Annotated in this window: 12 protein-coding genes; 3 read left to right on the top strand and 9 right to left on the bottom strand. The window is 62.7% G+C overall.

Annotated elements, in window-relative coordinates:
• Positions 1-282: 282 nt before the first annotated feature.
• The 3 genes from slmA to argB form a co-directional block, all read right to left on the bottom strand.
• The gene (slmA, locus tag P0D70_RS07795; RefSeq protein WP_408183987.1) at positions 283-984 is read right to left on the bottom strand and encodes a nucleoid occlusion factor SlmA; all 702 of its coding nucleotides are present in this window, start codon (positions 982-984) and stop codon (positions 283-285) included.
• A complete protein-coding gene (locus P0D70_RS07790) occupies positions 951-1,754 on the bottom strand; it encodes a pyrimidine 5'-nucleotidase (protein WP_408183986.1) in 804 nt (267 codons plus the stop codon). The genes slmA and P0D70_RS07790 overlap by 34 nt, the downstream gene beginning before the upstream one ends.
• A gap of 269 nt (positions 1,755-2,023) precedes the next feature.
• Positions 2,024-2,923 (bottom strand): acetylglutamate kinase, encoded by a 900-nt coding sequence (gene argB, locus P0D70_RS07785; RefSeq protein WP_007179687.1) that lies wholly within the window; start codon positions 2,921-2,923, stop codon positions 2,024-2,026.
• A 265-nt stretch (positions 2,924-3,188) separates the two neighbouring features.
• On the opposite strand from argB, the gene P0D70_RS07780 reads away from it, so the two are divergent.
• A complete protein-coding gene (locus tag P0D70_RS07780) occupies positions 3,189-3,407 on the top strand; it encodes a cysteine-rich CWC family protein (protein WP_408183985.1) in 219 nt (72 codons plus the stop codon).
• A gap of 62 nt (positions 3,408-3,469) precedes the next feature.
• Here P0D70_RS07780 and P0D70_RS07775 read toward each other — a convergent pair whose 3' ends face one another.
• Positions 3,470-5,107 carry a tetratricopeptide repeat protein gene (locus P0D70_RS07775; RefSeq protein ID WP_408183984.1) on the bottom strand — a complete coding sequence of 546 codons (1,638 nt, stop codon included), beginning with the start codon at positions 5,105-5,107 and terminating at the stop codon, positions 3,470-3,472.
• A 128-nt stretch (positions 5,108-5,235) separates the two neighbouring features.
• On the opposite strand from P0D70_RS07775, the gene P0D70_RS07770 reads away from it, so the two are divergent.
• The gene (locus P0D70_RS07770; protein ID WP_091797227.1) at positions 5,236-6,546 is read left to right on the top strand and encodes an ATP-binding protein; all 1,311 of its coding nucleotides are present in this window, start codon (positions 5,236-5,238) and stop codon (positions 6,544-6,546) included.
• Positions 6,543-7,085, top strand: a complete 543-nt coding sequence (locus tag P0D70_RS07765; protein ID WP_007179684.1) for a response regulator transcription factor — start codon at positions 6,543-6,545, stop codon at positions 7,083-7,085. The genes P0D70_RS07770 and P0D70_RS07765 overlap by 4 nt, the downstream gene beginning before the upstream one ends.
• 147 nt (positions 7,086-7,232) lie before the next feature.
• Here P0D70_RS07765 and hslU read toward each other — a convergent pair whose 3' ends face one another.
• From hslU to P0D70_RS07740, 5 genes are all read right to left on the bottom strand, one after another.
• Positions 7,233-8,579: an ATP-dependent protease ATPase subunit HslU gene (gene hslU, locus P0D70_RS07760; RefSeq protein ID WP_408183983.1), complete on the bottom strand. Its 1,347-nt coding sequence runs from the start codon at positions 8,577-8,579 to the stop codon at positions 7,233-7,235.
• A gap of 9 nt (positions 8,580-8,588) precedes the next feature.
• Positions 8,589-9,125 (bottom strand): ATP-dependent protease subunit HslV, encoded by a 537-nt coding sequence (gene hslV, locus P0D70_RS07755; RefSeq protein ID WP_091797221.1) that lies wholly within the window; start codon positions 9,123-9,125, stop codon positions 8,589-8,591.
• A 475-nt stretch (positions 9,126-9,600) separates the two neighbouring features.
• Positions 9,601-10,020: an RNA polymerase-binding protein DksA gene (gene dksA, locus P0D70_RS07750; protein WP_012431412.1), complete on the bottom strand. Its 420-nt coding sequence runs from the start codon at positions 10,018-10,020 to the stop codon at positions 9,601-9,603.
• Positions 10,021-10,692: 672 nt separating this feature from the next.
• The gene (locus P0D70_RS07745) at positions 10,693-11,781 is read right to left on the bottom strand and encodes a CobW family GTP-binding protein (RefSeq protein ID WP_091797218.1); all 1,089 of its coding nucleotides are present in this window, start codon (positions 11,779-11,781) and stop codon (positions 10,693-10,695) included.
• A 189-nt stretch (positions 11,782-11,970) separates the two neighbouring features.
• The gene (locus P0D70_RS07740; protein WP_091797216.1) at positions 11,971-13,173 is read right to left on the bottom strand and encodes a class I SAM-dependent rRNA methyltransferase; all 1,203 of its coding nucleotides are present in this window, start codon (positions 13,171-13,173) and stop codon (positions 11,971-11,973) included.
• Between the last annotated feature and the right edge of the window lie 55 nt (positions 13,174-13,228).

Raw genomic sequence — 13,228 nt, 5'->3', positions numbered from 1 at the left:
ATTTAACAAAACAGGGCGGCTAGATGGCGTCGGCGAAGCACGGGACTATGACTGTGTGCGCGGCTGACGACCTCTTTAGCCGCATTTATAGTGAACCGCGGGAGTCATTCCCGGCAGTTCGCGCGCCCGCAATCGAGTCAGCAAATCGGCGCGTAACAGGTTGTCAAGCAGGTGTTCGGGGTGTTGCGGACAGCGGTCCTTGATGGTTCGAGGTGCCGCGGTCAGGCGCAAAGTATAGCGGAAATTTTCGCGCGGCAACGTCGCGGGCGCATGCCGCGCGGACTACTGAAGAATCAGCAGCAATTGCGCGTCGGCCTGTTCGGCGGGCGGCCGCGCGAAGCCGCTACGCACATAACGGTGCCAGCGGCCGATGATATAGCTCAGCAGCAGACTCGCGCGGATCGCGGGATCGTAGCCGGCGGGCAGCGGGGCGGCGGCGTGCTGCTCGCTGGCGTTGTCGCCCGAACTCGCGCCAGTGTTGGCCTCCATTTGCGCGAGGCGCAGACATTGTTTCAGCGACACCTCGACGCGTTCCAGCATCTGATTCACGCGCTCGGTCAGCCGTTCATGTTCGCCGACCAGCGCCTCGCAGGTCAGCACGCGCGTCATGCCGGGGTTCTTCGCGGGAAAGTTGAGCAGCATCAACGCGATCAAACGCGCCTGCAGCACGCCATTGCTTTCCTTGTCGGCAATCTGGTTGATCAGCCCGAAGATGGTTTGCTCGATGAACTCGATAAGCCCTTCGAACATTTGCGCCTTGCTGGCGAAATGCCGGTACAGCGCGGCTTCCGATACGCCGAGCCGTGCTGCCAGCGCCGCGGTGGTGATCTTTTCGCTCTTGGGCGCTTCCAGCATCTCGGCGAGCGTCTGGAGGATGTGCACGCGGCGCTCGCCCGGTTTCAGGCGCGGCGCGCGCGGGGCGGCGAGCGTGGCGGTCGGTTCGTGTTCGGCTAAGACTTCGTCAGGCTTGTCGATCGGCTGCATGGCTGTCGTCCCGTCTGCTGTCTCTTCAATCGAACCGAGCGGGTGCTCAGTCGTAGCGATTTTAACGAACGAATGCTCCGGTCGACATAGTGCGGCCGGCCGGTGCCCGGCAGGCGCGTCGGCACGCCGTCCGCGTGCAACTTGCGCGGCAGATGGCCGGTGATCCACACCGTGCGGATGCCGAGACGCCGGTAGTTTTTCAGATGCGAGCGCGTGTCTTCGACGAGGATCACATCCTTGAGCGACACGTGAGCGTCGCGCATGGCTTTGCGCAGCATTGCGTGGTCGGGTTTGGCGCGCCAGTGGCGGCGATCGCGCATGTGTTCGATGGCGATCACCTGCTCGAACAGGCGCTCGATGCGCAGTTCGGCGAGCACCGCGCGCGCATAGGCTTCGGGCGCGTTGGTCAGCACGATCTTGCGGCCCGGCAGCGCGGCCACGAGGCGCGCGACACCGCGTTCATGACGGATCATCGAGCCGAGATCCGGGAAGGTGTGGACGACCTTCAGGAAGTCGTTCGGATCGAGCGGATGGTGGCGCGTGAGGCCGAGCAACGCCGCGCCGTAACGCTGCGTGTAGCCGGTGCGCAGCCGGTTTGCTTCGTCGATGTCCACTTGCAAGGCGTCGATGATGTACTGCGTCATGCCCTGATTGATCGCCGGAAAGATCGCGTGCGACGCGTGGTGCAGCGTGTTGTCGAGATCGAACAGCCAGACCGGACGGCCACCTGCGATATGCGGACGACGGCGTCGGGAAGTTGGGGTGCGCATGATGGAGAACGCCGTTCAGGCGCGAACAGTCGCCTCGCGCGGCGAACGCGAACGGTTCACGGTGCGGGCGGTGGGTGAAGAGGGGAGCGTGGGCTGGTGCGCCGAGGCGGCGCGTTGGCAGCCGTAGTTGGCGCTGTACGAACTGTGCTCGCTGGAAGAGCGGTATGGGCGGTACGAGGGGTACGAGCGGTACGACGGGGACAGGCAACTGCACGGCACACGCGGCACGCCATGCTGACGTGCCGTGGGTGCCGGGTTTGAGGCAGGAATCAATGCGAGCGGATCATCGTGCCGAACGGCTGCTCGGTGAGAATTTCCAGCAGGACCGAGTGCTCGATGCGGCCGTCGATGATGTGCACCGAACGCACGCCGCTCTTGGCCGCGTCCAGCGCCGACGAGATTTTCGGCAGCATGCCGCCGGAGATGGTGCCGTCGGCAAACAGGCCGTCGATTTCGCGCGCCGACAGATCGGTCAGCAGATTGCCTTCCTTGTCCATCACGCCGGGGATGTTGGTCATCATCACGAGCTTTTCGGCATTCAGCACAACCGCCAGCTTGCCCGCGACCAGATCCGCGTTGATGTTGTACGACAGGCCGTCTTCGCCGAAACCGATCGGCGAGATCACCGGAATGAACGCGTCGTCCTGCAACGCTTTCACGACTGCCGGGTTGATCGCCTCGACTTCGCCCACCTGGCCGATATCGACATACTGGCCGGGATTGTCGCGATCCGGCATCAGCATCTTGCGGGCGTGGATCAGGCCGCCGTCTTTGCCCGTCAGGCCGACCGCGTGGCCGCCGAAGTGGTTGATCAGCGTGACGATGTCCTGCTGCACTTCGCCGCCGAGCACCCATTCGACGACTTCCATCGTCTCTTCGTCGGTGACGCGCATGCCTTGGATGAAGGTGCCCTGTTTGCCGATCTTCTTCAGCGCCTGGTCGATTTGCGGACCACCGCCGTGCACGATGACCGGATTGATGCCGACCAGCTTCAGCAGGATCACGTCGCGCGCGAAGCCCTGCTTCAGGCGCTCTTCGGTCATGGCGTTGCCGCCGTATTTGATGACCACGGTCTTACCGTGATACTGGCGGATGTAGGGCAGCGCCTCGGCCAGGATTTCAGCCTTCAGGGTGGGCGCGATCTGCGAAAGGTCAGGAAGCTCGGACATGGCGGCAGGCTCAGGCACGGAACAGTTGAATCAGGGCGAATTGTACAGGACTGGCGCGCTGCAACAGGGTTTTCGATACCTGTGCGGGCGGCGGGCGCCGCAAGCTTTGCGCACCGCGCAATGACAGCCCGTGCCCACCAGTCAACGGCGAAGCGTAACGCGGTTCGGCGGCACCCGTAAATTAGCCGGATGGACGACTCACCGCGGCTCGCCAGTCGTGGCATCATTTCCTGATCCAGGCTGAAGCGAGACCATCCGGCCCGTCATGAAACCGTCCGTTTCCCGCTCCCAAAGCAGCGCGCGCTGCCCGCGCTGTGGCAGCGTGTTCGATTGCGGCATGCATACGCAACCGCTCGACTGCTGGTGCCGAAAAATGCCGGCGTTGCCGGCGGACAGGCTCGATCCGACAGGACGCTGCCTGTGTCCCGAATGTCTTGCTGCCGAGATTGCGCGGGCGGCTCAAGCGTCGCCTGCGCGTGATTGATGCGTGTGGTGACGAAAAGATCGCCGCAAGCATCGCTGTTTGACGGAATTGCCAGGGCGCGCCTACGCCGCGCGGTGCCCGGCCGCCAACGCCTTCAGATCACGCGCGACGGCCTCCAGCGCCGGCTCCCATTGACCAAACCGCGGCTGCCGGTACAGCGTGGCGCTCGGATACCACGGGCTGTCACGACGGTCGAGCAGCCAGACCCAGTGCGGGTTGACGTCGAGCAGTACCCAGGTGCGCTGGCCGAGCGCGCCGCTCAAATGCGCAGCCGATGTGCAAACGGTGATGACGAGATCGAGCGCGCCCACGAACGCGGCGGTATCGTCGAAGCTCGCGAATTCGGCGGTGTAGTCGGTCATTGGCAGGCCGGCCGCGCGTGCCGCCGCGACGTCTGCGTCCGCGCCTGGCTGCAACGAATAAAACGCCACGTCCTGCATGCCGCCGAAATGAGCCGCATAGCGTTCCCAACCCACGCGGCGAAATGGATTGCGCTGATGGCCGTGGCTGCCGGTCCATGTCAGGCCGACTTTAAGCCTGGCTTCGCCCGCAAGCCTTTTTTGCCACGACGCCGTGGCGGCCGGGTCGGCGTGCAAATAGGGCACTGCAGCCGGAATCGTTTCTTCCCGCGTCTCGAATCTCAGCGGCAGGCTGAGCAACGGAATCTCGTAGTCGAATGCGGGAAGCGATTCGACGCCGCCGCCGGCTGAAAACTCGTCCGCGTGAGCGCCCAGGCTGCGTGCGAGCAGCGCGCCCATTTGCGGGAACGAGTTCCAACTGAGCCGGCCGCCTTCGCGATGGACACGCTCGGCCAGCATCGGGATATAGCGGCAGAACTGCAAAACGTCGCCCATGCCTTGCTCGCCCCACACGAGCAAGGTTTTGCCGGCGAGCGATTCGCCGCGCCAAAGCGGTGCGGGCATGACCGGGCGGTTCCCGCCCAACTCCGCGGAGCCGTCCCAGCGCGCCTCGTGCGATGCCCAGCCGTGCGCATAATCGGCCCGAACCAGTTGCAGCATGGACAGATTGGAGCGCAGGGTGGCGTCGTCGGGTCCCAATGCGCAAGCGGTTTGGGCGGCTTGCTCCGCGTCGTCCCAGCGTTGCGCCTCACGCAGCGTCAGCGCATAGTTGTTGTGCGCCAGCGAGCTGTGCGGCGCACATTGCACGGCCCGGGCGCCGGCTTCGAGCGCTCGCGGCAGATCCATATTCGTGCGGTACGCGTTCGTCAAATTGGTCCAGCCGTCGCCCTCACCAGGCTCGTCCCGGACCGCGCTTTCCAGAAGCGCGATCTGCTCGTTCGCGTCGCCACCCGCACGCGCCAGTGCGCCGGCGAGATTGCTGCGCAGGCACGGCAATCCTGGATCGATGGCGAGTGCGCGTCGGTAGGGTGCAATGGCCTCGCCATGCCGGTTTGCTATCTGCAACGCATAGCCATGACGAAAGTGCGCAAGAGCGCGGTGCGGATCGAGTTGGGCAATAATGGCAGCGAGTTCGATCGCCTCGCCGACACGGTGTTGTTTGAGCAGTGCGGTAGTGAGCGATGCGAGTGACGCGTCGTCCAGTGGATGGAGTCGCGCCGCGGCGTCGAGGCAAACGGCCTCGGCTTGCGCCGTGCCATTGTGCCGGGCTGCTGAGGCTTGTCGCAAAAAAGTCAGGAAAGCTGAAGAGGCATCAGCCTCGCAGTCAGAAGTAGGTAGCATGGATAGGGGCGCGACTGAGGAACCGATGACGAGAGATCGGTTCGTGCGCGCTGTCGCAAAAAATTTCCATGTTACCGGCGCAAGGTCGCGAGGTAAGTCGGACGAGTCCGAACAGGTAAACTAAAGTCATGCATCGTATAACCAACACCGGCCGCGTCAATCTCGGGCATCTGTTCTGGCTGCGCAGTCTCGCGATCATCGGCCAGTTGATGACGATTGCATTCGTGCAGACCTTCATCGGCGTGCATCTGCCGTTGCCCGCCATGCTGCTCGTGATCGCGCTGGAAGTGATCTTCAACGGAATCACGTGGTGGCGCGTTTCGCAGCAGCGGCCCGAATCCAACATGGAATTGTTCGGTCAGATCTGGGTCGATCTGGGCGCGTTGTCCGCGTTGCTGTTTCTCTCCGGCGGCACCACCAATCCATTCGTTTCGCTCTACCTGCCTTCGCTCGCCATCGCCGCGGCCGTGCTGCCGTGGCATCTGATGGCCTGGCTCGCGGCGTTCGCGGTAGCCTGCTACGCAGTGCTGGGTTTCGATTCCGTGCCGCTGAATCTCGACAATCCCGCGAACCTGTTCGACTACTATCGCGCGGGCATGTGGGTGAACTTCATGGTCAGCGTCGGGCTCATTGCATGGTTCGTTGCACGCATGTCGAGAGCACTGCGGCTACGTGACGCAGCGCTCGGAGAAGCGCAGCAGCGCTTGCTTCACGATGAACGGGCAGTCGCGCTCGGTGTGCAGGCCGCCACCGTCGCTCACGAAATTGGTACGCCTCTGTCTACAATTGCGATGTTGTCCGAAGAATTGCGCGACGCCGCGCGTTCCGACAAGGGTCTCGCGCCCTATGCGGCCGACCTCGAACTGCTCGAACAGCAGATGACGCTATGTACATCGGCGCTTGCCCGTTTGCGCAGCCGGGCGTCGACCAGCGCCAGCCGCCAACCGGTCGGTGAGTGGCTCGAATCCTTCGCTGAGCAGTGGCGCTTGCGTCATCCGCATGTGAAGTTCGAGCGGATCGGCGTGCCGCCTGCGGATGTCAGTCTTGACGACACCGTGGCTGTGAGTCAGATTCTCACGATTCTGCTCGACAACGCCGCGCGTGCAAGCCGCGATCACGTCACGCTGTCCTGCGCGCTTGCGGCGCGTGGCGATCAGATCGTCTTCGAGGTCTGTGACGCAGGCCCTGGCATTCCGGCCGCGTTGCGCGGCTCGTTGGGCGCGATGCCGGTCGAGAGTACTCAAGGCGGGCACGGCGTGGGTCTCTATCTGGCTTTTTCGGCGGCGGCGCGTCTGAAAGGATCGATCGAGCTGACCGATGTCAGCACGATCAAGCCGCGTGGTACGCGTGCGGTCCTGAAACTGCCGCTCGCCGCGCGCAAATTTTTTGGCTCGGGCCGTCAAGGCGCCGCACCATCCAACACGGAGAAACAAGTATGAGCGAAATGAATTTTCTGGTGATCGACGACGACGAGGTGTTCTCCGGCATCCTCGCGCGTGGTCTCACCCGGCGCGGCTACACGGTGAGCGAAGCGCACAACGCGGATGAGGCAATCAAGCTGGCGAATCAGCAGAAGTTCAGCCAGATCACGGTGGATCTGCATCTCGGCAATGACTCCGGCCTCACGCTCGTCGCGCCATTGCGCGATCTGCAGCCCGACGCGCGCATGCTGGTGCTGACCGGTTACGCGAGTATCGCCACGGCGGTGCAGGCGGTGAAAGACGGCGCGGATAACTACCTGGCCAAGCCTGCCAATGTGGAGACGATCTTGTCGGCACTGCAAAGTGAAGCAAGCGCGTTGCAAGCGGAAGAGGCGATCGAGCATCCCACGCCGTTGTCGGTGGCGCGTCTGGAGTGGGAGCATATTCAACGCGTGCTGGCCGAACACGGCGGCAATATCTCGGCTACCGCGCGTGCGTTGAATATGCATCGGCGAACGCTGCAACGCAAACTGGCGAAGCGGCCGGTCAAGCAGTAGAACGGCAGACTTCGCACCGCTTTTGCCGTAAGCAAATGAAAACGGGCTGCCTTATCAAAAAGGCAACCCGTTTTTTATGCGCTCACATGTGATCTGATCTGTCTCAAGCGGCGAACATCACAGCTTGGGGCAATCTCAGTATCGACATCACAGCACGTAACGCGACAGATCTTCGTCTTCCGCCACTTCGTTCAGCGCGCGGTCTACATAAGCCGCGTCGATCTGCACCGCGCGGCCCGAGTGGTTGCCGGCCGCGAACGAGACTTCCTCGAGCAGTTTTTCGATCACCGTGTACAGGCGGCGCGCGCCGATGTTCTCGGTTTTCTCGTTCACCGAGTACGCGATTTCGGCCAGGCGGCGAATGCCGTCGTCCGCGAATTCGAGGTGCACATCTTCGGTGGCGAGCAGTGCCTGGTATTGCTTGACGAGGCTCGCGTCCGTGGACACCAGAATCGACTCGAAGTCGTTGACCGACAGCGAATCCAGTTCGACGCGAATCGGGAAGCGGCCTTGCAGTTCCGGAATCAGATCGCTCGGCTTGGCGAGGTGAAATGCACCGCTGGCAATGAACAGAATATGATCGGTTTTCACCATGCCGTACTTGGTGTTGATCGTGGTGCCTTCGACCAGCGGCAACAGATCGCGCTGCACACCTTGACGCGAGACTTCCCCGCCGCCGGCTTCGTTGCGCGACGCGATCTTGTCGATTTCGTCGAGGAACACAATGCCGTTCTGCTCGACGTTCTGCACCGCTTTGGCTTTCACCTCTTCGTCGTTCAGCATCTTGGCGGCTTCTTCGTCGGTCAGCGCCTTCAGCGCTTCCTTCACCTTCATCTTGCGACGCGTTTTCTTGCCGCCGCCGATGTTCGCGAACATCGAACGGATCTGCTCGGTCATGTCTTCCATGCCCGGCGGCCCCATGATGTCCATGCCGACTTGCGGCTGTTCCACGTCGAGTTCGACTTCCTTGTCGTCGAGCAGGCCCTCGCGCAGACGCTTGCGGAATGTCTGACGCGTGGTGCTGCCTTCGTCCACGGTATCAGCGGCGCTCGAGCTTGCGCCGAAGCCGACCGGGCGCGCGCTCGGCAGCAAAATGTCGAGGATGCGGTCTTCGGCCTGATCTTCGGCCTTGGTCCGCACTTTGCGCATTTCGGTTTCGCGGGTCTGCTTGACCGAGATTTCGATCAGGTCGCGCACGATGCTGTCCACATCGCGGCCTACGTAGCCGACCTCGGTGAACTTGGTCGCTTCGATCTTGATGAACGGCGCGTCGGCCAGTTTCGCCAGACGCCGCGCGATTTCGGTCTTGCCGACGCCGGTCGGTCCGATCATCAGAATGTTCTTCGGCGTGATTTCCTGGCGCAGCGGTTCTTCAACCTGCTGACGGCGCCAGCGATTGCGCAGCGCCACGGCCACCGCTTTTTTCGCGCGGCCTTGGCCAATGATGTGTTTGTCGAGTTCCGAGACGATCTCGGCAGGGGTCATGGTGCTCATCGTGGGTCCTTACTCGATCGTCTCGATGACGCGGTTATGGTTCGTGTAGATGCACATGTCGCCGGCAATCTCCAGCGACTTTTCCACGATTTCGCGGGGCGACATCTCGGTGTTGTCGGCGAGCGCTTTCGCCGCGGCTTGCGCATAGGCGCCGCCCGAACCGATTGCGCAGATGCCACCTTCCGGATCGAGCACGTCGCCGTTGCCGGTAATGACGAGCGTGGTGGTGGCGTCCGCGGCGATCAGCATGGCTTCGAGACGGCGCAGCATGCGGTCGGTGCGCCAGTCTTTGGCGAGTTCGACGGCGGCGCGCGTGAGATTGCCCTGATGTTTTTCCAGCTTGGCTTCGAAACGGTCGAGCAGCGAGAAAGCGTCGGCCGTGCCGCCGGCGAAGCCGACCAGCACCTTGCCGTTATAGATGCGCCGGACTTTCTTCGCACCGCCTTTCATGACGATATTGCCCAGCGTCACCTGGCCGTCGCCGCCGAGCGCGACCTTGTCGCCGCGCCGCACGGAGACGATCGTCGTGCCGTGAAATTGCTCCATATGCGTTCCTCTTTGCAAAACGGGTAGGACGCGGCAGCGCGATGCGCCACCGCATGAATCCTGAAAGCGGACGACGCGCGACGCTAAAACAGAACCGGCGGGCGCGCGCTCGTGCAGCGCATGTCCGGTTTATTTTAGGGCGTGCGCGGTCATATCAAGAGCCGGCAAATGGCATAGGACAAAAAACACGCGATTCGGTGCGGGGAACGCGCCCGCGCGGCATCGGACGGCGCGGGGCTGGGATGACGAGAATCCTGGTCCCTAGCCGGCAAATGGCATAGGGCAAATACAGACGGTTCGGAAGCGAACGCGGCGGTTACGCCGACAAGAGGGGCGAGGCGAGGTGAGTAGCAGCCTGCACCACGGCAATGCCTCAAATAGGCGTCACGCAAAAGAAAAAAGGCGCACGGACCACCGTGCGCCTCTCGACGAAGCAGCGTTTTCGGGCGCGGAGCCGAAGCCGCGCCGCAAGCGTTCAGTCGCCGAACAGCTTCTGGCGCAGTTCGCGGCGTTCCTGCGCTTCGAGCGACAGGGTGGCCGTGGGCCGTGCGAGCAGACGCGGAATGCCGATCGGCTCACCGGTTTCTTCGCACCAGCCGTAGTCGCCCGAGTCGATACGCGCGATCGACTGCTGAACCTTCTTCAGCAGCTTGCGCTCGCGGTCGCGCGTGCGCAGTTCGAGCGCATGCTCTTCCTCGATCGTTGCGCGGTCGGCCGGATCCGGCACGATTACGGTCTCGCGCAGGTTCTCGGTCGTCTGGCCGGCATTGCGGAGAATATCCGCCTGCAGCTGTTCGAGCTTGTTCTTGAAGAAGGCGAGCTGATCCTCATTCATGTAATCCTTGTCGCTCATCTTCAGGATTTCGGCTTCGGTCAAGAGTCGTTTCGTCGTCATCTGGCTAACTTCTTCAATGTGAGGCAAAACTCTTACGTCGTGCCCGCACTTTCGTATTGCCCGCAAAGGCACCTCGAGGACGCGGAGCGCCAAGGCGGGCACGGACGGTGGACTGTCGTGACGCCGAAGCGCCTGGCGCCCACACGCCGGGCGTCGCAACGCCAATGCGGGGCCGAACTCCTCTGGAAACCGATTCTCAAATGCTCCTGAGGCATTGCTTGCCGGCAGCGCGTCTTTTCAGACCGTGCCGGCCGGCATTGTCGGCGTATTGTCCGGATTAGATTTTCCGGCGCCGTTTCAGGCCCGGCGCGGATACGCGCTGACCGGGCAATTCGTTCTCATTCTCCAGTGGGCACGTATTGTAACTGAATCACAATCTAGCACCGCAACTGGTGAAAATCCCCCTGCGGTACGCCGATATCCCGAAAATATAACGCGCGCACGGCTAAAAAGCGATGGTCGTGCACGCTTTAATACAGCAGGGTTTTCACGCGCTTTTCATACGCGTGTCTTTTCAACCCGCTTACGGCGGCCGCCGGTAATATTCAGCAGATGTTTATCTCGGGGCGCGTCGCCGAATCGCGCATTGACGCGCAACAGCACGACGCTACCAGCAAAACCGGTGCCTGCCGGAAAGACAGGCAGCCCCGGCGAGGCCGGGGCGCGCCGCGCTTAGACGAGGCAGGCGTCCAGACCGTCGGTGATCAGGTCTTGCGGCAGTTCGATGCCGATAAACACCATCTTGTTGGTCTTTTTCTCGATCGGCTGCCATTTCGCGGCCAGATCGCTGCCCATCATCTGATGCACGCCCTGGAACACGACTTTGCGGTCGACGCCCTTCATATACAGCACGCCCTTGTAGCGCAGCAGGCGTTCGCCGTAAATCTGCAGAATGCCGCCGAGGAAGTCTTCGAGCTTGTTCGGATCGAACGGACGGTCGTTGCGGTAGACGAACGACTTGATCTTGTCGTCGTGGTGCGCGTGGTGGTGATGACCATGATCGTGGCCTTCGTGATCGCACTGGCCGTGGTCGTGATCGCAGTTGGCGTGATCGTCATGCGTATGGCCGTGCTCGTCATGCGCGTGAGCGTGGCTGTGCGCATGCTCGTCTTCCACGAGAAAATCCGGGTCGATCTCGAGCTTCGAATTCAGGTTGAAGCCGCGCAGGTCGAAGATTTCCTTGATGTCCGCTTCGCCGAAATTGACGACCTTGATCGCCGCCCGCGGGTTCATGTGCAGCAGGCGGTGGCGCAGATCGGCAAGGTGCTTTTCATCGACCAGGTCGGACTTGGTGATGAACAGGCGGTCGGCGAAACCGACCTGGCGCTGCACGACTTCGTGCTCGTCCAGTTGGTGGTTCGCGTGCTTCGCGTCGACCAGGGTGATGATGGCGTCCAGCAGGAATTCGCTGGCGATCTGGTCGTCCATGAAGAACGTCTGCGCGACGGGGCCCGGATTGGCCAGGCCCGTGGTTTCGATCACGACGCGGTCGAAGTCCAGCTTGCCGGACTGCTTCTGCGCCGCCAGATCGCCCAGCACGCGCGAGAGGTCGCCGCGGATCGTGCAGCAGATGCAGCCGTTGCTCATCTGGATGATCTGCTCGCCGGTGTCCTGCACGAGAATTTCGTTGTCGATGTTTTCTTCGCCGAACTCGTTCTCGATCACGGCGATCTTCATGCCGTGCTTTTCATTCAGGATGCGCTTGAGCAGGGTGGTTTTGCCGCTGCCGAGAAAGCCGGTCAGGATGGTGACTGGAATCATAGGGGTCGCCTGTATTGTCGTGAAACGGTGCGTACTCGAAGCCTGAAACGGGCGCGGCAGCCTCCTGGCGCGCTGCCCGGTCCAGCCGGTTATTGAAACATATTCGCCAGGCCGGCGCTGGCGCACGGGTTCGAGCCCGCTTTCGCCCGTGCCGGCGGCGCCGGGAAATAATCCCCAAATTATGGGCGATCAGGCGATTTGCAACAGCAGGCCCTTCAGATACTCGCCTTCCGGGAACGCCGTCAGCAACGGATGATCCACCCCGGCGCCAAGCCGCTTGAGAATCCGGGCGTCCACGCGCGCGTCGGCGGCCGCGCCGGAGACGATCTTCTGGAACAGTTCAGAGTCGATCGCGCCGGAGCACGAGTAGGTGAAGAGCAGGCCGCCTGGGCGCAGCAATTTCAGCCCGGTCAGGTTGATGTCCTTGTAAGCACGCGACGCGCGGTCCACATGTTCACGCGACGGCGCGAATTTCGGCGGGTCGAGCACGACCAGGTCGAAGCGCTCGCCCTCGTCGTAGAGACGGCGCAGCGTTTTGAAGGCGTCGGCGTCGAGCCAGGTCGCGCGTTCGGCGTCGAACCCGTTGGCCGCCACGTTCTGCTGGGCGATCGCGAGCGCGTCGCCCGACGAATCGATCGACACGACACGCTTGGCGCCGCCTTTCAAGGCTGCCAGCGAGAAACCGCCGGTGTAGCAGAAGCAGTTCAGCACGTCGCGATCCTGCGCGAGTTGCTGCACCAGCAGGCGGTTGTCGCGCTGGTCGACGTAGAAGCCGGTCTTGTGACCGTTGCGCACGTCGACGTGATAGCGCACGCCGTTTTCGCTCGCAATCAGTGTCTCCGACGGCGCTTCGCCCGCCAGCACGCCGGTGATCTGTTCGAGTCCTTCCTTCTGACGAATCGACACGTCCGAGCGTTCGTAGACATTCGGGCAGCCGGTCGCGCCGGTCAACGCCGCGACGATCGCTTCCTTCCACGCCTCGACGCCCGCCGCCATGAACTGGCAAACCAGCTGACTGCGCTGGCCTTCGTCCTCGGCGACGTAGTGATCGACGATCAAGCCCGGCAGGCCGTCCGCCTCGCCGAAGATCAGCCGCACTGCGCCGGTGTCGTGAACCATCGTTTGACGATGCGCGATCGCGCGCTGCACGCGGCGCTTGAAGAACGCGTGATCGATCGGCTCAGTTTCGTCGAAGCTCCACACGCGGGCGCGGATCTGCGAATGCGGGCTGTACGCCGCGCGCGCGAGGAAACGGCCGTCATGCGCGCGCACCAGCACGGTGGCGCCGGGTGCGGGATTGCCGTCGATCCGGTCGATCGCGTTGGCATAGACCCACGGATGGCGGCGCAGCAGCGATTTTTCTTTCGACGGTTTGAGCGTAACGGTATTCATCAGGTGTCAGAGAGAGCAATGGGCCGCGCGGCACAACGCACGCGGCGGGTAAAGC

The organism is Paraburkholderia sp. RL17-381-BIF-C (assembly GCF_046026435.1).
Classification (GTDB): Bacteria; Pseudomonadota; Gammaproteobacteria; order Burkholderiales; family Burkholderiaceae; genus Paraburkholderia.
This window is presented reverse-complemented; position numbering and strand designations above follow the sequence as displayed.